Annotated in this window: 18 protein-coding genes and 2 riboswitches; of the genes, 5 read left to right on the forward strand and 13 right to left on the reverse strand. The window is 41.0% G+C overall.

Annotated elements, in window-relative coordinates; translation table 11 throughout:
- Window positions 1-16: 16 nt before the first annotated feature.
- The 13 genes from cobA to OU989_RS13545 are packed head-to-tail and all read right to left on the reverse strand — an operon-like array spanning window position 17 to window position 12,106.
- Window positions 17-784: a uroporphyrinogen-III C-methyltransferase gene (cobA, locus tag OU989_RS13485; protein ID WP_274793556.1), complete on the reverse strand. Its 768-nt coding sequence runs from the start codon at window positions 782-784 to the stop codon at window positions 17-19.
- Complete coding sequence (locus OU989_RS13490) at window positions 781-1,419, reverse strand: precorrin-2 dehydrogenase/sirohydrochlorin ferrochelatase family protein (protein ID WP_274797346.1); 639 nt, start codon at window positions 1,417-1,419, stop codon at window positions 781-783. The genes cobA and OU989_RS13490 overlap by 4 nt, the downstream gene beginning before the upstream one ends.
- Window positions 1,412-2,779, reverse strand: coding sequence for a cobyrinic acid a,c-diamide synthase CobB (locus tag OU989_RS13495; protein ID WP_274793557.1), 1,368 nt, complete (start codon window positions 2,777-2,779; stop codon window positions 1,412-1,414). The genes OU989_RS13490 and OU989_RS13495 overlap by 8 nt, the downstream gene beginning before the upstream one ends.
- Before the next feature lie 11 nt (window positions 2,780-2,790).
- On the reverse strand, window positions 2,791-3,912 hold the full coding sequence (locus tag OU989_RS13500) for a cobalt-precorrin 5A hydrolase (RefSeq protein ID WP_274793558.1): 1,122 nt from the start codon (window positions 3,910-3,912) through the stop codon (window positions 2,791-2,793).
- On the reverse strand, window positions 3,905-4,690 hold the full coding sequence (gene cobM / locus OU989_RS13505) for a precorrin-4 C(11)-methyltransferase (protein WP_274793559.1): 786 nt from the start codon (window positions 4,688-4,690) through the stop codon (window positions 3,905-3,907). Before cobM ends, OU989_RS13500 begins: the two co-directional genes overlap by 8 nt.
- Window positions 4,690-5,397 (reverse strand): precorrin-2 C(20)-methyltransferase, encoded by a 708-nt coding sequence (gene cobI, locus OU989_RS13510; protein WP_274793560.1) that lies wholly within the window; start codon window positions 5,395-5,397, stop codon window positions 4,690-4,692. Before cobI ends, cobM begins: the two co-directional genes overlap by 1 nt.
- Window positions 5,390-6,610 carry a precorrin-6y C5,15-methyltransferase (decarboxylating) subunit CbiE gene (cbiE, locus tag OU989_RS13515; protein WP_274793561.1) on the reverse strand — a complete coding sequence of 407 codons (1,221 nt, stop codon included), beginning with the start codon at window positions 6,608-6,610 and terminating at the stop codon, window positions 5,390-5,392. Before cbiE ends, cobI begins: the two co-directional genes overlap by 8 nt.
- On the reverse strand, window positions 6,567-7,700 hold the full coding sequence (locus OU989_RS13520) for a cobalt-precorrin-5B (C(1))-methyltransferase (protein ID WP_274793562.1): 1,134 nt from the start codon (window positions 7,698-7,700) through the stop codon (window positions 6,567-6,569). Before OU989_RS13520 ends, cbiE begins: the two co-directional genes overlap by 44 nt.
- A complete protein-coding gene (locus OU989_RS13525; RefSeq protein ID WP_274793563.1) occupies window positions 7,700-8,359 on the reverse strand; it encodes a precorrin-8X methylmutase in 660 nt (219 codons plus the stop codon). Before OU989_RS13525 ends, OU989_RS13520 begins: the two co-directional genes overlap by 1 nt.
- A gap of 12 nt (window positions 8,360-8,371) precedes the next feature.
- Complete coding sequence (gene cobK, locus OU989_RS13530; protein ID WP_274793564.1) at window positions 8,372-9,133, reverse strand: precorrin-6A reductase; 762 nt, start codon at window positions 9,131-9,133, stop codon at window positions 8,372-8,374.
- Window positions 9,130-10,044 (reverse strand): sirohydrochlorin chelatase, encoded by a 915-nt coding sequence (locus OU989_RS13535; RefSeq protein ID WP_274793565.1) that lies wholly within the window; start codon window positions 10,042-10,044, stop codon window positions 9,130-9,132. Before OU989_RS13535 ends, cobK begins: the two co-directional genes overlap by 4 nt.
- 15 nt (window positions 10,045-10,059) lie before the next feature.
- Entirely contained in the window at window positions 10,060-11,730 is a 1,671-nt protein-coding gene (gene cobJ, locus OU989_RS13540; protein ID WP_274793566.1) for a precorrin-3B C(17)-methyltransferase, read from the reverse strand.
- Between the two features lie 4 nt (window positions 11,731-11,734).
- On the reverse strand, window positions 11,735-12,106 hold the full coding sequence (locus tag OU989_RS13545) for a (2Fe-2S) ferredoxin domain-containing protein (protein ID WP_274793567.1): 372 nt from the start codon (window positions 12,104-12,106) through the stop codon (window positions 11,735-11,737).
- A gap of 146 nt (window positions 12,107-12,252) precedes the next feature.
- Window positions 12,253-12,435, reverse strand: a riboswitch (cobalamin riboswitch).
- A gap of 244 nt (window positions 12,436-12,679) precedes the next feature.
- A riboswitch (cobalamin riboswitch) is annotated at window positions 12,680-12,863 on the forward strand.
- A gap of 144 nt (window positions 12,864-13,007) precedes the next feature.
- Here OU989_RS13545 and OU989_RS13550 point away from each other — a divergent pair.
- The 5 genes from OU989_RS13550 (at window position 13,008) to OU989_RS13570 (ending at window position 19,239) form a co-directional block, all read left to right on the forward strand.
- The gene (locus OU989_RS13550) at window positions 13,008-13,754 is read left to right on the forward strand and encodes an energy-coupling factor ABC transporter permease (protein WP_274793568.1); all 747 of its coding nucleotides are present in this window, start codon (window positions 13,008-13,010) and stop codon (window positions 13,752-13,754) included.
- A gap of 1 nt (window position 13,755) precedes the next feature.
- A complete protein-coding gene (locus tag OU989_RS13555) occupies window positions 13,756-14,028 on the forward strand; it encodes an energy-coupling factor ABC transporter substrate-binding protein (protein ID WP_274793569.1) in 273 nt (90 codons plus the stop codon).
- A gap of 5 nt (window positions 14,029-14,033) precedes the next feature.
- Complete coding sequence (gene cbiQ, locus OU989_RS13560) at window positions 14,034-14,807, forward strand: cobalt ECF transporter T component CbiQ (protein WP_274793570.1); 774 nt, start codon at window positions 14,034-14,036, stop codon at window positions 14,805-14,807.
- The gene (locus OU989_RS13565; protein WP_274793571.1) at window positions 14,804-15,646 is read left to right on the forward strand and encodes an energy-coupling factor ABC transporter ATP-binding protein; all 843 of its coding nucleotides are present in this window, start codon (window positions 14,804-14,806) and stop codon (window positions 15,644-15,646) included. Before cbiQ ends, OU989_RS13565 begins: the two co-directional genes overlap by 4 nt.
- Window positions 15,647-15,738: 92 nt before the next feature.
- Window positions 15,739-19,239, forward strand: coding sequence for a S8 family peptidase (locus tag OU989_RS13570; protein ID WP_274793572.1), 3,501 nt, complete (start codon window positions 15,739-15,741; stop codon window positions 19,237-19,239).
- The last annotated feature ends 23 nt before the right edge of the window (window positions 19,240-19,262 follow it).

The following is a 19,262-nucleotide window of genomic DNA, read 5'->3' on the forward strand; positions in this document are numbered from 1 at the left end:
CGCTTCAACTAAATGATTATGAAAAGGCAAGTCCCTGCTCTTCAAACCATTGAATTTTTTCTCGTACATTGACTACATCGCCAACTACAATCATAGAAGGATTATGATACCCTTCACGTTCAATAATGCCTGCAATCTCATCAAGTTGCCCTGTAATCGTTCGTTGTTGAGCAGTTGTGCCCCATTCAATGACTGCAACAGGCGTTGTTGCCTTACGTCCATTCTCGATTAATTTTCGAGCAATATAGGCAATATTGCCAACGCTCATATAAAAAGCAACGGTATCAATGCCAATTGCTAGTGCAGGCCAATTTAAGAAATCTTGCCCTTTTTCTTCACGACCATGGCCAGTCACAAGAGCAAAGCTTGTCGCAAAATCTCTATGTGTCACAGGAATCCCTGCATAAGCAGGAGCCGCAATTCCTGCTGTAATACCCGGAACGATTTCATACGAAATACCATGATTTTTTAGTATTTCTGCTTCTTCGGCACCTCGACCAAAGACAAAGGGATCGCCCCCTTTAAGGCGTGTGACAACCTTTCCTTGTTGTGCTTTTTCAACAAGTAATGCATTAATTTCATCTTGGATGAGATGATGCTTCCCTGGAAGTTTGCCGCAATAAACGAGCTCGGCATCCTTTTTTGCAAAATCAAGCAATGTAGGATTCACAAGACGGTCATAAGCGATGACATCTGCCTTTTGAATACATTCCAGGCCATACACAGTAATGAGCTTCGGATCTCCAGGGCCTGCTCCAACGATATATACGATTCCATCCTTCATTGCTTTTCTCCCATCAATAATTGTTGTAAATATGATTCACGTTGATCGATTTCACCATGACGTGTCCATTCCAAAATGTTTGGCTCTAGCAATGCTTGCAATGCCGCACGTCTTTGTGGGCCCTTGTCATACTTTGCAGCAATCATTAACCTGGCTTGTTGTAAGAAGCATACATAGTCTTCATAGATTTCATCAAATTGATCTTCTAAATCTGCTTTAATTTTGCGGGCTAAAGCTGGGCTTGCTCCCGATGTTGAGACAGTTAATACCAATGGACCTCGGCGAACAATCGCTGGCGTAATGAAATCACTTTCACTTTGCTGATCTGTTCGATTAATTAATTGCCAATGCTGTGCAGCCTCTTGTACAGCTTCGTTAACAGCCGTCTCATTCGTTGCTGCAATAATGAGAATCGCATCATCCAAATCACGTGGTTCAAATTCCTTTTGCTTCCAAGTAATTTGCCCTGATTCAGCAAGTGGCTGTAATGTGTCATGGAGTGTAGGACTGACAATGACGATATGGGCCTTTGCTGGTAACAAGGATGCTACCTTCTGTGTTGCAACATGACCGCCACCTACAATCACAACTGTTTTATATTCTAAATTGATATGAATTGGAAAATAATTAGTCATCATTTTTCACCTTCTTACAAGCTGTTAACCAATTATCAACTAGCTTTGGGTTTGATACAAAATGGAAATGTGTGTAACCAGCCACCAAATTTCCCCTTTGATAGCCTTCTTGCTTTTTACCAAAACGTCCAATCGTTTCGTAGGCAGGGGTGTGAAGAGAGCCACTATATTTAGAATAATGGAATTCATGTCCTTTCGCTTGTTCCTCTGCACCGATTAAGAAATTATCCGCAGTACCAAAAATTTCACGATAGCCTAGTGCTGCTAATTTTGTTTGCATCGCTACTTCTCCTGGAATGACACCTACCATATCATAACGTTCACCATGGCTATTGGTAATCGCCTCTGTTAAATACATAAAGCCTCCACATTCTGCTAATGTTGGCAGACCTTTAGTGATAGCTTCACGTATCGAATTTTTCACAGCGATATTTTTAGCAAGTGTCTCCGCAAATTCTTCAGGGAAGCCTCCACCAATATATAAGCCATCAGCTTGTGCTGGTACAGGTTCATTGGCAAGTGGTGAGAAGAATTGCAATGTCGCACCCTTCGCACGTAACAAAGCCAAATTTTCTTCATAATAAAAATTAAAGGCTGCATCTCTTGCCACAGCGAGACAAATATTTTGTGAAGGCTCTTCTCTAAATAGCTGACCGCATTCTTGAAGCATGGGAGCCCTTGTTAAATCAAGTAATTGATCTAAGTCAATGGTCTCAGCCATAAGGTCACCTAGTTTCTCAAAAAAGGAATCGAGCTCCCCTCTTTCAATGGCTGGCACTAAACCTAAATGACGACTTGGAATATCAATCCCTTCCTCCCGCTTTAGATAGCCAATGACAGGGATACCACATTCTTGTTCAATAGCGGCCTTGGCGATTTCGTAATGACCCACACTGCCAACTTGGTTAGCAATAACGCCTACAATTCGTGGTTTATCTGAGAGCAATTGGAAGCCCTTTACAACAGCCGCCACACTACGTGCCATACTTGCACAATTGACTATTAAAATAACCGGACTCTCTGTCACTACACTAATATCTGCTGCAGAACCCGCATCTGATAATGGACTTTTGCCGTCGTAAAAGCCCATCACTCCTTCAATAATGGATACATCGGCATCTTTACTGGCACGTGCCACAATATCACGGACTGCTTCATGCGAGAACATCCAGCTATCAATATTACGTGAAACCCTGCCTGTTACAGCCGTATGATAGGTAGGATCGATATAATCAGGACCACATTTGAAGCCCTGCACAATGTTCCCTTTATTTTGTAGAGCTTTCATCAGACCAATAGTAAAGGTCGTTTTGCCTACGCCACTGCCCGTACCAGCCAGTACAAAACGATTTGTTTGCATGGACTTCCTCCTTAAAATAGGTATCTAGCAACTGAAATCGTAGCATTACCTGATTTTTTCTTTTCTAGAATGAGTGATTGGACCTGTGCATAGCGCATCGCCGCTGGTTCACTAACACCATATGCTCCTGTATATTTAAAAACCGTTTCTGAAGGTGATGGAAAGTCGATTTCATTTAATTCGGCCGGTGAATAGGTGATGAACTCCCAATCATATTTCTTTGTAATATCTATGAAACATGGCTCATCTTTCTTTAGATCAATTGTACATAACGCTCTTACACTTTTTTTCGAAAGTTTAAGCTCTGCCAACGTTTCATCAATTACTTGTTCAATTTCCTCTAAAGATGTACCACGATTACAGCCCATTCCTAGCACAATGGATTTTGGTCGATAAATAACACCATTTTCTAGAAGAATCTCTTCCTCTTGCTCGATAATTCGGTCTGTTATTAATAAGGTAGCATGAGGTTTGGCATCAATGGCTGCCTGTGTAGATGGATATATTTTAATTTGCTCTGGCATTGGTGTGTCACGCATCCACCAATCACGTTCACCTGTTTCCTGCACGATCGCCACATGCTCCTCGTTGACGACAGAAGCACTAACAGGTGTCAATTTGTCGGCACTATCCCATACCCACCCAAAACGTGCGCCAAATAAATCAACAGGAATGGTCTTTTGCACATCAGAAGCAGTTGTAATGATCGGATTAGCACCAAGTGCAGCTGCCACTTCATGTGTTAGCTCATTGGCCCCACCCAGATGCCCCGATAAGACACTAATAACGTTTTCGCCTCGATCATCTATGACGACAACACCAGGATCTGTCTTTTTATCTTTTAAAATCGGCGCAATCATTCGGACGACTGCACCAAGTGAAATGATTAATATCAACCCTTTGTATTGCTTAAATAGCGTTGGCAATAATAAGCGTACTGTGCCCGTAAATAGTTGAATATGCCTTTCTGCTTCATCACCTTGTTCAAATTTGCTCATGTAATATAAATCACTGGCTGCAAATGTTTGCTGTAGGCGACGTCCAATTTGAACACCGTGCTTAGTAATCGCCACAACAGCATAGGGATTGCGTTGATCAACTTCTGGTAACACGCCCTCTTGTAACTCAATCACTTGTCTTCACACCTTTTCTAAAGCCATGTGTAAAGGTTGCATCATACAACTTTGAGCGATATTGGTCCTTATCATGAATAGTCGGATCTAACGCCCAACCTGCTAGAATCATGGCATGCTTACGAATACCGTTAACACGCATCGCTTCATCTAATTCTACTAATGTCGTACGGACTATTTTTTGATCTGGCCATGAGGCACGTTGAATTACCGCTACTGGCGTATCGTCAGCCCAGCCAGCACTTTGTAGTTCCTTGACAATTTTCTTTGTAAGCGTTGCACTTAAAAATAAAGCAATTGTACAATGATGACTCGCTAAATCACGAAGCTTTTCAAATTCTGGCACAGGTGTACGCCCTTCAGCACGTGTTAAAATAAGTGTTTGTGTTAAATCAGGAATGGTTAGCTCAGCACCAATAGCCGCTGCCGATGCAAATACAGAGCTGACTCCAGGAATGACCTCATAGCCAATGCCTTCTTTTTTTAAAAGTGCCACTTGCTCCATAATCGCACCATACATCGCTGGGTCACCTGTATGCATACGTGCCACTACTTTCCCAGCATTAACGCGATCAACCATCACAGCCACCATTTCCTCTAAATGCATACCCGCCGTCCGAATGACCTCTGCATCAGGTCTCGCTTTCGCAATGAGGTCTTCACTCACTAATGAATCTGTATACATCACAACGTCCGCTGTTTGTAACATATGTAAACCTTTAACAGTAATTAAATCTGGATCACCTGGACCAGCGCCGACTATATAGATTTTATTCATTATTTACGCACCACCATTAATGTTAAATATTCTAAATCGACACCATCTAGCTCCCGTACATCCCAAATGACTTCTTCATCTGATGTTACTTTTGTCACCACAGAAGCTTTATCAAGTAAATCTAGATCACGTAGCACCTCAAGCATTAAATCAATTACTTTTGCCACTTTTATAAAGACAACTGCATCATGGCTTTCAATGGCTTCACGCATTGCCTCATAATCATCATACGCAGGGATAATTGCAACACGGTCATCACCATCCGCTAGCGCAATTCCTAGACGAGATGCGGAACCATTGAATGAGGATATCCCTGGAACTGTACGGATTTCTACATCCGGATGCATCTCCTGCATTAATTTCATCATATGGATGAACGTACTATATAATAATGGATCACCTTCTGTGACAAAGGCTACATCCTTGCCCTCTTGTAATTTTTCGTAAACTAGTTCTACAGACTTTGTCCATTCACGTTCTAGAACAGCCTCATCTTTAGTCATTGGAAAGACAAGCCCCAGCATATCTTTTTCGTCAGGGTTTATATACACATCTACAATACGATGGGCATAGCTTTTACTACCTCTTAGCTTTTTTGGATAGGCAATAACAGGAGATTCCTGGATCACACGAAATGCCTTCACTGTAATTAATTCTGGATCGCCAGGACCGACGCCCAAGCCATATAAAACACCTAGATTACTCATGATTTTCTTCCTTTCGATAAGCCGAAATAATATATATTGGATTTAATGGTACAAAGCGTGTCATATCTAAAATAGGTTTGCTGCGTGCAAGCTGAGCCTGTAAAATGTCAACCGCAAAACCACAAGCCTTAAATGCCTCAACGGCTTTATATAAATTTTCAATTGTCGCTGCATTTAACACAATGCGCCCATTTGGCTTTAAACGCTGACAGCATAATTGCAGTAACTCAACCATTTCCCCACCAGTGCCACCAATGAAAATGGCATCAGGGTCAGGAAAGTTGTCTAGTCCTTGTGGTGCTTTACTATGAATAGCCGTTATATCGACTCGAAACTTTTGCTGATTTTGAAGACAGTTTTCTAAATCAGGTGCATTTTTTTCTACTGCAAATACTTGTCCCTCTGGAGCCAGTTTACCTGCCTCAATAGCCATAGAACCCGTACACGTGCCGATATCCCAAATAACACTATCCTTTTGAAGCTGCATCGCTTGTAAACTTAAAACACGAATTTCTTTTTTCGTAATAAGCCCCTTATCTGGCTTTCGTTGTGAAAACTCCTCATCATCTATCCCGAGTGTATAGCATTTTGGTTCCATTGTTTGCTTTAAAATCACGACGTTCAACGGAGAAAAATGACCGACTTCCATTTCATCAAGCGAGTACCAGCCGTATTTTTCATGAACACCCTGTAAGTTTTCTGCTACAAACGCACGGTATTCCGTCATACCAAAATGCTTTAAATAACGAGCAAGGGCATTTGGACTATTTTCTGCATCTGTTAAAAGCGCTACTTTCTTTTTCCCATCAATCTTTTGTGCCAAGCCTTTCATTGGTCGACCATGAATACTCGTTACATAAGCATCCTGCCAGCTTTCTCCCATCTTCGCAAAAGCAAGCTGGAGGGAGCTCATATAAGGGTAAATCTCTATGTCAAGCTTTTTCGCAAGATAGCTCCCAATACCATAAAATAATGGATCGCCAGAGGCCAGGATGACTGTATTTCTAGTTTCTTCTGACAATCTCTCAACAAGTGTTGAAAGTCCTCCTTTGATGGTGATTTTTTCACCTGCAAAGTCTGGGAAAAATTCAAGGACACGTTCACCCCCAACCAGTACCTCACAGTTTTCAATCAACTGCAGATATTGAGGGTATAAGCTTGCTAATCCGTTATCCCCGATCCCAATCAATTTCATCGATCGATGCAATGTCATCAGCCCTTCCTAATAATTGTCCCTGCATCGAATAGATCGATGTAGAAAGCGTTAAACCACCCTTTATATGACGGATGGATGAGTAGCAGCAAGCCTCACATAAATGATGGAAAAATGCATCATAGCCCTTGTCCATCATTATTTCTCCTACTTGTGACGCTGTGTTGGCTTCACGTACTTGTGCTATTGTTTCTTCATTTGCTCCTATATCTACTGCCAGTTGCGCTAAAAAATTAAAGTCAATGGGTGCACTTTTGGAATGCACCATCATCACGCCTTGTGCCACCTTCGAGAATTTTCCCATCATGCCAACAAGAGAAACTTGTTTGATGCCGAGTCGCTTACAATGTTTTAATGTAAAGCCGACAAAATCACCCATTTCAATAAAGGCCTCTTCTGGTAAATGAGGATATTGTTTCATCGCAAATTTTTCACTGCGACCACCTGTTGTTACCACGACATGCTCACAGCCTGCCTCTTTGGCAACGCTAATGGCTTGAACAATACTTGCCATATAGGCTGAACTTGAAAAAGGCACGACGGTTCCCCTTGTGCCTAAGATCGAGATGCCCCCAAGTATACCGAGTCGTCCATTTAACGTCTTTTTAGCAATCTCCTCTCCCTTCGGTACAGAAATCACCACATTCACGCCTCTTGTAATGTGAAATTCGTCCAGAACACCTTGGACAGTACTAACAATCATTTTACGTGGTACAGGGTTAATGGCTGCCTCGCCGACAGCTACTGGCAAGCCTGGCTTTGTTACACGCCCGACACCAATTCCTCCATCTAAATGGATGCCTGGTGTATCTGCCCAGCTTACTGTGCCAACGATGAGTGCCTGATGTGTGGCATCAGGGTCATCGCCAGCATCTTTAATCGTTTCACAGCTCACTGCATTTTCCTCAAAGGTGCATTTTTCAATGGTAAAGGTTGCATCCCGACCAATAGGTAAATGAATGGTACTTGTCTCTTGTTCTTCCTTCGTAATAAGGGCCAGTAATGCTGCCTTTGATACTGCCGTCGCACAGGCTCCCGTCGTATAACCGTGACGCATGTCCTTGGGATCCTTTTTGGGCTTCCGCTCCATTATTTTTTCGCCTGCTCATCCGCTAAGAGTGAGATGGCGTTTAATGCGGCAACCGTCACTGTACTACCGCCTTTACGGCCAACATTTGTAATGTACGGAATACCTTCCAGTTTGAGCAACTCTTCTTTCGACTCAGCAGCTGACACGAAACCAACTGGCATCCCGATAATTAAATCTGGTTTTGCTAAGCCTTCCTTAATTAAACGAATCAATTCCAGTAATGCTGTTGGTGCATTACCGATTGCATAAATACCACCTTCATGCAACTTAGAAGCCTTTTGCATAGAAATGATGGCACGTGTTGTATTTTGTTTTTTCGCTTCTACTGCTACATCCTCATCTGCAATATAGCAATGCAGATCACCACCGTGCTTTTGGAAACGTTTTTTACCAGATCCACTTTCAATCATTTGGACATCGGCAATGACATGACGACCAGCAAGGATCGACTTAATACCCGCTTCAATGGCGCCGGGAGTAATAATGACACTACGACCTAGTTCGAAATCAGCCGATGCATGGATAATACGACGTACAATCTTCCATTCATCTTCGGAGAAGTCATGCTCACCCATCTCCTCTGCAATAATCGAGAAACTATAGTCGTAAATTTTATCTGGGTCTACTGTTAACGGTTTGAAATCTGTTTTAAAATCCATGGATAATGCCTCCTAAATTGTATGTTGAACAGCCTGTAAGACTTCTTCAAATGTTGAATATTGTTGCCCATATTGAATATTGGGTCTTGCTATCAAAATTGTTTCAATATTACAGGCAAGAGCTGCCTCTAGCTTTTCATCAACCGAACCGACTTTACCGCTTTCTTTGGTAATCATCAAAGTGACCCCATATTGACGAAAAAGGGCTTCATTTAATTCCTTTGAAAATGGACCTTGAATGGCTACAATATCACGTTGTACAACACCAAGTGCCTCACATTTTTCCATATTGTCCAATCTAGGTAGCATGCGAGCGATCACTCTTGTATTTTCTAAGCCTTGTAAAACCTTTGTAAATGTCGCAAGTGTTTTACTGCCTGTTGTCAACATGATGACACCGCGTTTTTCTGCTGCTAGCTTGGCTGCCTCCTCATAATCCTTCACCACAGTAATAAGTGGATGCGTATAATGCTCATGCGCACGTTCATAACGGATATAAGGTACTTGCGCCTGTTTAGCTGCAGCCATTGCATTTTTCGAGGCTTCCTCTGCAAAGGGGTGGGAAGCATCTACTACCAATTGATAGCCCTGGTCCAAAATAATGGACGCCATTTCTTCCGCTGTCAATCGACCTATTAAATGTGGCAAGCCAACATCAGCAAGACTTGAAGCTGCCGATTCTGTTACAACTGTGGCGGTTACAGCATGGCCTGCACTTTGAAAGGCAAGAGCTAGATCCCTTGCATCACTCGTCCCTGCTAACATGAAAATCATTTTACCGGCTCCTCTTCATGATGATGCTCGTGATGTTCGTGATCATGATGGTGGTGGTGGTCGTGACCATGATCGTGATCGTGATGATGGTGATGATGGGCATGTCCATGAACCGCCGCATAGGCGCGATAATTTTCTAAATCTTGCATCCCTGTTGATGTACCGTTAACTGCTTGCTCAATACGCTCTAATAAAACATTTTGTAATCGTTCGTGGTAGCCAAAATAGTTAGCAATTTGAATATCACACGCTGGATATTGCTCATTAAATTTCTTACACATATCATTCATACGTTCCATTAAAATCCCTGTGAATAAAAAATAAGGAAGCATAACAATTTTTTTAGCACCTAGCTTGACACAGCGCTCGATCCCTTCTTCGACACGAGGATCCGTTACACCCATAAAAGCGCTTTCCACGTATTTAACAGGTAGCTCCTCCCATAAAAGACGAGTAATTTTATAAAAATCACCATTTGCAGATGGATCACTGCCACCTCGTGCAATTAATAAAATCGCTGTATCTTGCTCTTCCTGTTCCGCATTAAAACCAATTTCAGCGAGACGATCTTGTAATATCGCAAAGATTTCTTCATGAATTCCAATTGTTTGACCGTACGTGAAAGTAATATTCGGGTAATGCTCACGCGCATGCTCGATCTCTGCTGGAATATGTAGCTTCGAATGACCAGCATGCAGTAATATGATCGGTATTACATGAACCTCTGTCGCGCCCTTCTTCACGCAGTTTGTAATACCCTCTTCAATATTTGGTGAAGCAAATTCAAGGAAACAAGTTTCCACTAAAAACTGTTCATCAATACGAGGCTTCATTTGCTCGATAAATGTACGTACCTCATCATTCCCTGCTGCTAAACGGCTCCCATGGCCGACAAATAAAATTGCTTTCATCTCTTTTCTCCTTACCTAGTCGCCGCACGGAGCTGGCTCTACTTTTATTTTGGAAGACATATCTTGATACGTATAATGCAGTATCTTTTTCACACGTTTAAAGTATTTAAACAAGCGTTCATTTGGATGAGCATTTGCTTTATATTCTTCAATAATGTCTGTAATAAGTGGGAGTAGCTGTTCAGGCTCCAACCCTTCTACAACTGGCTGCGCTGCATGAGCCGTACGACCGACTGGCTTTGCTCCAATAAAAACATCAAATTTACTTTTACGATAGACGATGCCAATATCATCAAATACAGCTCGATAACAGGCCATACCACAGCCATTGAAGCCAATATTTAATGTTTTAGGTAAGGACATGCCGCCTAGTTTTTCTTGTATTTCTTCCGCATATGGAATGGAATCAGCCTTTTCACCGTAGCAAAAATCACAAGCCTTCAATGACAGGACATCCCCAATAGGCGCTAATAAAAAGCCTACTTCCTGTAATTTCTCTGTAATGCGTTCAGGCTCTGTCGTCGGAATTTTTAAGTGGATTTGATGGTCTGGCGTATATTCCATCGTACCCTCTTCTCCAACCACCTCTGCTAATGTCATCATTTGCTGTGGTGTGAAAAACTTATTGGCTACCCCTGGACTTACTGCTAGCTCAAAAATAGATTCTATTTTTTGCTGCACAAGCTTCGGCGGCGTGACCTTAATTGCACTTGTTCCTTTCACCATGGCGAGTGCCGCTGTTGCCATTTCAAGCGCTGTTTTTTTCGGCCGAGGCGTAGCCGCTACACTGGGTTTATTAAATCGGCCAGCATTAGGGTCTGCTGCAAAGTCATCACGTGCAGTCCCTGTCTCTTGGTTCATTGCCCACGGCTCATTTTCTTCACGTAAACGCTGATGTGGTCGTAATGGCTGTTTTTCTTCCCCAAGTGTATATTTACGCTGGTAGCCACGTGGCGTAATCATTTTATTATCATAGAAAAATGTCGATGAATTCCCGATAATCACGGTTGTCAGCATACCAATATCATGTTCGAGCATTTCTGCTAATGTTGTCATCGTCACTTCCTGACGTTCTCTATAGGCACTTTTTACAAGTCCTACTGGTGTGTCTGGCGAGCGATATTCTAAGAGAATTCGTTGTGCTTCTACAATTTGTCTTGTTCTCCTACCACTTTTAGGATTGTATAAAGCAATAACAAAATCAGCCATTGCAGCAGCCTCGACACGCTTTGCAATTAAATTCCATGGTGTTAGGTGATCACTCAGACTAATGGTACAAGCATCATGCATAATCGGAGCCCCTAGTAAACTAGCACATGAATTGATTGCTGAAATACCAGGAACTATTTCTACTTCAATGCCTGTAGCTTCTGTCCAGCCTAATTCGATTAACACTTCGTACACTAATCCCGCCATACCATATACGCCCGCATCCCCACTCGAAATTACGGAGACGATGCTGCCTGCTTCTGCTTGACGAACAGCCTCTTGAGCACGTGATACCTCTTCTGTCATTCCGGTACTGACAATAGACTTTGCACTGACTAAATCTTGAATAAGCTCTACATAGGTTTTATAGCCTATGATCATATCACTTTGTTGTAAAGCTTCTACTGCTCGTGTCGTAATATGCTTAAAATCTCCAGGTCCAAAGCCCACTACGAAAATTTTCCCTTTTTGCGCCATGCTGTTACCCCTCTTTCACCTTTTCGATCCCTTTAATGGCTGTCGTTTGTGCTGTACGCTGTAATGTACCTTCCCGAAGTGTAAAGACATGTTCGTTGTATAATGTTTCATGATGTAAATCTTGTACGAGTATTCTTGCATGCTCTGTTGATGGCACTCGATACCAATTTCCTTGTGGATAGGCGATGACTACACAAGCATCCTTGCATCGTCCATTACAGCGCGTTCTTGTCGTATGTATTTCCTGATCGAGTGCTTGTCGCTGTATTTCATCTCGAATGGCTAAGGTAATTTCCTCAGCATCCTTTCTCATGCAGCTACTGCCATTGCAAATAAAGAGATGTGTTTTCATCCCCTCTAAATTCCATGTTGTCATCTTCTGTCTCCCCTCATTTGCTTTCTGGAAAAAGAAAAAACCCTCACTCTTAACGAAGAGTAAAGGTTTTGTAGAAGCCAAATAAAAACGAATAGAATAAAATACAGGTACTCGCTCTCGCTTCAACTTCTCCCTCCGAAAAGTTTGCATGCACAATCAAATAAGCAGGTTTCCTGACTTAAGCTTCATTTTACTATCGCACCTTCCCAAGTTTTCACCAGTGGTACCTGCGAATTCATCAGCTATTACAGTAGCGGGGGCTGTATTGGATTTTCACCAATTTCCCTATTATCTCGAGCTATTCGAGCACTTATTGACGTTTTATATGAAATTTATTATCTTCTTCAATTGTTTAGAAAACTGTCTCTATCATATCTTATTATTTTAAAATTTCAATATTTCTTTAAAAATTTATGACAAATTTATCAATTTTGCTCGAATCTTATTCTTTAAAAAACTAAGTTCTCCTTACTTCTATCTAAATTTTCTATATGGATATGCAATTAAAAATTTTTATATAAAAAAATCTAGCACAATTATGGAAATTTATGTTACACTTTGTCGTGAAATCTCACAACTTTATGTTTTTTCGGTGTAAAATGCTTGCCATTTTACTTAAAAGGGAAGCCGGTTTGAATCCGGCGCGGTCCCGCCACTGTAATAGGGAGCTTTATAGATAATGTCACTGTCCAATGATGGGAAGACCTATAAAGTGTTGAACTAGAGCCAGGAGACCTGCCGAAAAAAAGGTGATCGTTTCAACCTACGAGGATAGGTGTGCGGCTTAGCAGATGAGAATGATTTGCTTTTTTTAGCTATGCACTTTTCCAGCAGCGGAGAAGTGCTTTTTTATTTTACGCACGCTACATTCTTAAAAAACTAATCGTTAGGAGGAAAGCTTTTGACATTTTCATGGTGGAAACTTAGTTATTTTTTATTGGCCTTGTTAATCGTGCCAAACCGAGCCTTTGCTATGCATATCATGGAAGGCTTTTTACCCATTGAATGGGCCATTTTTTGGTGGGTCATCACGACTCCCTTTATTATTCTAGGATTGCGTTCCATTCGAAAAACAATGGAAGAAAACCCTGAAACAAAAATGCTCTTAGGGCTTTCAGGAGCCTTTGCTTTTGTGCTATCGGCCTTAAAGATCCCCTCTGTTACCGGGAGCTGCTCCCACCCAACTGGCGTTGGACTTGGAACAGTTTTATTTGGACCTTTAGCAATGAGTGTCATTGGGACGATTGTGTTATTATTCCAATCATTACTATTAGCGCATGGTGGTATCACTACTTTAGGAGCCAATGCCTTTTCTATGGCTATTGTCGGTCCGTTTATTGCTTACTTTGTTTTTAAAGGGGCTCAACAAATAGGGTTGTCATTTTCACTTGCCGTTTTCTTTGCCGCTATGCTTGGTGACTTAGGTACATATATTGTGACTTCTGTCCAACTAGCACTAGCCTTCCCTTCAGAGGTTGGAGGTTTTATGGCATCCTTTACAAAGTTCGCAGGAATTTTTGCCTTAACTCAAATTCCGTTAGCCGTTAGTGAAGGAATTTTAACAGTCATTGTGATGAATTTCTTGAAAAAATACAATGTCAGCGAATTAAAAACTTTACGTGTTTTCTCTACAAAGGAGGCACATTAAAATGAAACGTAATGTATTGCTATTAGTGATTGTAGTGCTGTTAGCCATCATCCCACTGTTCATCCAAAAAGGAGCAGAATTTGGTGGTGCTGATGGAGAAGCAGAAGCTGCTATTGGAGAAATCGATGCAGAATATGAACCGTGGTTCGACAGCTTATGGGAGCCGCCAAGTGGTGAAATCGAAAGCTTATTATTCGTCCTACAAGCCGCTATTGGTGCTGGTTTTATTGGCTACTTCATTGGCTATATGCGCGGCAAACATAAAGAAGGTTAACCAACATGTTGCTCATTGATAAATATGCCTACCTCAATAAGCTAGCGTTCGTTCATCCACTTGAAAAAATGATCTTTTCACTTGGACTACTTCTAGTAACGCTTATCATGAAAGATGAACGTCTTTCACTCATTACATTTTTTGTAATGAGTGCTTTTATCATTATAGGTGCGAAAATCCCGCTTAAATACTATATTAAATTACTATTACTACCAGCTTTTTTCTTGCTGACGAGTCTCGTATCCATTTTACTAGCTATTACACCTTCAACCACTGTCTTACCTGCGCATGTTTGGTCTTTCACGTGGATGGCTTGGACAATATTCATCGGGAAAGCAAGTGTCCTAACTGCGCAACACTTGTTCTTTATCGTTCTTGGCAGTATTAGCTGTTTATATTTTTTAATTTTGACCACATCCGTACAAGGAATTTGTTTTGTGCTACGACAATGGCGACTTCCCTCACTCCTAGTCGAGCTAGTAGAATTAACCTATCATTTTATCTTTATTTTTTTAGGGAGCATGCAAAAAATTCATCTAGCCCAGCAGGCCAGGCTTGGCTACCATTCACCTATGCAGTGGCTACGCTCTATATCTATGCTTATTGCGGCACTATTTGTTGAAATGTTTCAGCGTAGTCGAGAGCTCAACAATGCCATGCAGTCACGGGGCGGTGAAAGCGTTTATTGGCAAGAGACGAGCTCTTATAGCAAGAAAAACTGGCTAGGCATGGCCGTTATTTTTCTAGTGCTCATCGTATATGGAGGATACTTCTCATGAAAAACTGTTATTTTGAACTAAATCAGCTGTCCTATGCCTATGCTGATGGAACGAAGGCTCTGACAGACATTACCTTACACATACCTAAAGGAAAAAAAATCGCCATCCTAGGTCATAATGGTGCTGGAAAATCGACTTTATTTCAGCATCTGAACGGCATCTTGAAGCCAACTGCTGGAACGATATTATTTGAAGGAAATAAGCTTCAATACAATCGAAAGGCATTAAAGGCACTTCGCCAGCAAGTCGGCATCGTTTTTCAAGATGCGGATCATCAACTTTTTTCAGGCACTGTCAAGCAAGATATCGCATTTGGACCACTGAACCTTGGTTGGTCTACTGCAAAAGTTGAAGAAAAAATAGCATGGGCTGTTGCACAGACAGAAGTGGGAAATTTACTCGAAAAACCGATTCATTTTTTAAGTGTAGGTCAAAAAAAACGTGTGGCAATGGCAGGTGTGTTAGCGATGGAGCCCTCTGTCCTCCTGTTAGATGAACCAACAGCTGGTCTTGATAATTATTATTCTTCAAAAGTTTTACAAACTTTAGCTAAATTAGCAGACGGTAAAAGAACGATTTTACTAGCTACTCATGATCTCTCTCTTGCTTATGAATGGGCGGATCAAATTATTGTTATGGAGGGTGGATCAATTATTTATAATGGCGATCCTATCACCTTGTTTTATGATGAAGATTTGCTAACACAAGCTCATCTAGAACGACCATGGGTTTTAGAAATGGTCTTAGCATTCCAAAAAAAGAAATTAGTGCAGGAAAGCATCCGTATGCCTCGCTCTAAAAAAGATATAGAAAAATTAATTGACCAAATTGATTGCTAGAGAAAAATTTTCCTCAATTACGAAACTTTACTAATCTTTATTCGTATATGTATAGTCGAGACTAAATTTACAACCCCAAGGAGAGATAACAATTGAAAAGTTGGTTTAACAAATCTGTCGCAGTTGTAGCATCCGCTGCACTAATGGTTCCTACCGCTTCTGCCTTTGCTGAGACACCACAACATACAGCAAAAAATGTGCTGGCAAACAGTTCGAAACAAATAGAAAAGAATGAAGAAAAATGGATGAGCAAGGATACAATTGTTATCAAGCATTCAGGTCTTGATAAAAATGTACATAAAAAAATTGGCTCTAAAGTCATCCGCTCTATTCCTTCTTTAGGTTACGATGTAGTTCAACTGAACAAAGGGGTAACAATCGAAAAGGCCGTTTCATACTACTTAAAGCAAAACGGGATTAAAAGTGTATCCCCTAGCTATGTATATCATTCTTTCACTAAAGACATAGATCCAAAAAAACAAGAGATGTATCATTTAAGTCTACTGCAAATGGATCAAGCACTCCAATTAGCTGGCGATCATGATGTAAAAGTTGCTGTCATTGATTCTGGTGTCGATTTTAAACACCCCGATCTCAAATCTCAAGTACTCCCACCCTATAATGCAGCAGCACCTGCAAATGCTACTTATCCAGGCGACCATGGAACACATGTGGCGGGAATTATCGCCGCAGCAAAAGATAATGGTATTGGTGGACACGGGATTAATCCAAAAGCAAAGCTACTGCCAATTGATGTATTCAATGGCAAAGAGGGCGCAAATGATTTCATTATTGCACAGGGCATTCTCTATGCCATTGAGCAAGGTGCCGATGTCATTAATATGAGTCTAGGGGGCTATGGGGAATCTCCACTGATGAAGGAAGCTGTTCAGAAAGCCATTGATAGTGGAATAACAGTTGTGGCTGCTGCTGGAAATGAATCAACAGATGATTACTCCTTCCCCGCTTCATTCGAAGGTGTCATTAGTGTTGGTTCGACGAATGATCGCAACAAGCTATCAAGTTATTCAAATTACGGACCGTCCGTTGATGTTGTGGCACCTGGTGAGGAAATATATAGTACGGTTCATGATGGGAAAAAAGGTTCTTCCTTTGTCAAATTTAGTGGCACATCTATGGCATCGCCAGTCGTGGCAGGTATTGTCTCCCTTCTTAAATCAAAATATCCAAATTTAAAGCCGCATGAAATAGAAGCCATTCTGGAAATGACAGCACAAGATTTGGGCGAGAAGGGTTATGATCTTACGTATGGTCATGGGCTTGTAGATCCTGTAAAAGCATTACAGTTTGATTTAAATAAACTGCCTAAGCATTATTCAGAGACTAAGGAAAATCAGCTTAAAAATGCCAAAGTACTAGCTAAAAATAAGTTGAACACGGAACAAGGTGTATTTGAGCAACAGGACGAGATAAAATGGTACAAGGTTGAATTAGACCAGGATGAATATGCTCAGCTTACATTAAAAGGTGCTGATAAATATGATTATGCCTTTGACCTATATTTCTACCCAAATAGTGGGATTGGTGATGTAGAACCGATCAATGTGAATGATGTTCGTGTAGGTAAAAAAGAAGGATATTTATTTAAAGCAGATCAAAAAGGCACACTATTAGTTGGTGTTAAAGATCATAATGGCAGCTATAGCTTAAAAGGTAAATCTACTTATGTCTTTACAGCACAAACGACGAAGGACCTGCCAATCGATACATTGGATAAGTCTGCAATGGAGCCCATTAAAAAGTTCCCATATAGTACAGCAGGCAAAAACTATACCCTTCTGTCAAAAGATCAACAGCAAGATCAAGATTATTTCACGTTTTCTGTAAAAAAACCTACGACGTTAAAATTTGATCTTACTGGGATTCCAGGTGTTACCGCTTCTATGGAGCTTTATCTAAAAGATGACCTTTCTCCAATACCACCACAAGAAGCCGGCAAAGCTGAAAATGAGGAAGTTGAAGAAGAGGAAGCTTATCCAATACAATCTGCTTATGGTGCAGCGAAAGGTGAAGCAGTCAGCATGATAATCGATGCTGTTCCAGATCAAGAATACGTATTAAGTGTATCTAATGAGAGTAATAGTGAGTTTTCAATGGAGATGTTCTTTAGTGGTGGCATTGAAAAAGAGGAAACGATCAGTGAATCTATGATTCCTTACACATTAAAAGGTGAAGTGGTGACCCTTCCTCCTGACGAGGATGGACTACCTTTAGATGAAGCCATGTTAGAAGAAAACGTCCCAGAGGAACAAGTACCTATTTCACCAAGTAACATAAAAAAACGCAATGAAATGGATAGCCTGATGAGTATGTTAATGACACCTATGACGTCGGGCAATCTTGAAAATGTTGATCAAATTCTGAAACAGGCGATACGCTTTGATATCGGCGAAGATCAAAAAGCTTATTTCCAAACTGAATATGATGAAGATTTCTTCACATTTAAAGCGAAGGAAGACGCTCTCTATAGTTTTAGCTTTAACAAAGGTACAAACCAAATGCCTACGGGTACAGTGTTTGAATATGACGAGGAAGCAAAGGAATTAATTCCGGTTTCTTCCTTAACAAATGATCTCGGCATTTTAGCACTACTACTTGGTTCAGCCGGTAATGAAAATGAAGCAAAGGTCATTCCATTAAAAAAGGACAAAACATATGTAGTAGCTGTTGTTAATGCTGGTGAACGTTCTGCTGATCCTTACACATTGAAAACTAGTAAAATAGGTGAAATTCCAGCAGATTATAATCCGGAAAATAATGAGGAAGCAAAAGCCCTCAAAATTCAACCGGGTACTACTTACAAAGATCATCTCATTTATTCAGATGATGTAGATTACTACTACTATAAGCAAGAAGGCAATGATGAAGTGATGAGCCTGCTTCTTTCTTCGGTTCCGTTTACAAATGAACAATTAGCGCAACTACCAAATGAACTGCAAAAAGACTTGAAATTTGCAGGAGCGATTATCGAGGATACGAACGGTAATATGAAAATTGATCCGAAGGAAATGGAAACTGAAGTTCCATTTGGACTTGGTGACAACATACTTGAAATGCTCCTTGGAATGATGGGAACAACTGATGTCAACACATCCTTTACGGCTAAAAAAGATCGAGGCTATTTTATCCTTGTTAACAGCATGGGGCTTGGTCAAGTGTCCGCTCAACCGTATACATTAACGCTGTTTGACCATAAGCGAGCAGACGAAGATGCCGATTCTAAATTAGTGAATGGAATCCCAACCAAACCATCTGCTCTTACGAAAAAAGAGGATCGATGGATCGCAAGTCAGTATTTAAATGCAGGTATCCCATTTGGTGATAAGGATTATTTTGAATGGAACAATGACCAAAAGCGCGACGTGACATTCTCTCTTCAAACAGAAAAATCACTAGATGGCGTCATCCGAGTGATCGATGCAAATGGAAAAACAGTCAAAACGCTAGATCTTTATGGGGCAGGAGATGCTGAGGTAGGTACAGTAGAACTAGATGCTGGTAAATACTATATTGAAGTCAGTGAATATTATGGTCAGGCAAGTACCCTACCTTATACGCTAGAAATTAAATAACCAACCTAATTTCCCCTAGATTA

The organism is Lysinibacillus irui, assembly GCF_028877475.1.
Classification (GTDB): Bacteria; Bacillota; Bacilli; order Bacillales_A; family Planococcaceae; genus Lysinibacillus; species Lysinibacillus irui.

Coding starts and splice junctions, on each gene's coding strand:
- OU989_RS13490 (WP_274797346.1), bottom strand. CDS start 1,419: ATGACTAATTATTTTCCAATTCATATCAATTTAGAATATAAAACAGTT.
- cobI (WP_274793560.1), bottom strand. CDS start 5,397: ATGAGTAATCTAGGTGTTTTATATGGCTTGGGCGTCGGTCCTGGCGAT.
- cobJ (WP_274793566.1), bottom strand. CDS start 11,730: ATGGCGCAAAAAGGGAAAATTTTCGTAGTGGGCTTTGGACCTGGAGAT.
- cobA (WP_274793556.1), bottom strand. CDS start 784: ATGAAGGATGGAATCGTATATATCGTTGGAGCAGGCCCTGGAGATCCG.
- OU989_RS13555 (WP_274793569.1), top strand. CDS start 13,756: ATGAAACGTAATGTATTGCTATTAGTGATTGTAGTGCTGTTAGCCATC.
- OU989_RS13565 (WP_274793571.1), top strand. CDS start 14,804: ATGAAAAACTGTTATTTTGAACTAAATCAGCTGTCCTATGCCTATGCT.
- OU989_RS13495 (WP_274793557.1), bottom strand. CDS start 2,779: ATGCAAACAAATCGTTTTGTACTGGCTGGTACGGGCAGTGGCGTAGGC.
- cbiE (WP_274793561.1), bottom strand. CDS start 6,610: ATGACATTGCATCGATCGATGAAATTGATTGGGATCGGGGATAACGGA.
- OU989_RS13545 (WP_274793567.1), bottom strand. CDS start 12,106: ATGACAACATGGAATTTAGAGGGGATGAAAACACATCTCTTTATTTGC.
- OU989_RS13520 (WP_274793562.1), bottom strand. CDS start 7,700: ATGGAGCGGAAGCCCAAAAAGGATCCCAAGGACATGCGTCACGGTTAT.
- cbiQ (WP_274793570.1), top strand. CDS start 14,034: ATGTTGCTCATTGATAAATATGCCTACCTCAATAAGCTAGCGTTCGTT.
- cobK (WP_274793564.1), bottom strand. CDS start 9,133: ATGATTTTCATGTTAGCAGGGACGAGTGATGCAAGGGATCTAGCTCTT.
- OU989_RS13535 (WP_274793565.1), bottom strand. CDS start 10,044: ATGAAAGCAATTTTATTTGTCGGCCATGGGAGCCGTTTAGCAGCAGGG.
- cobM (WP_274793559.1), bottom strand. CDS start 4,690: ATGAATAAAATCTATATAGTCGGCGCTGGTCCAGGTGATCCAGATTTA.
- OU989_RS13525 (WP_274793563.1), bottom strand. CDS start 8,359: ATGGATTTTAAAACAGATTTCAAACCGTTAACAGTAGACCCAGATAAA.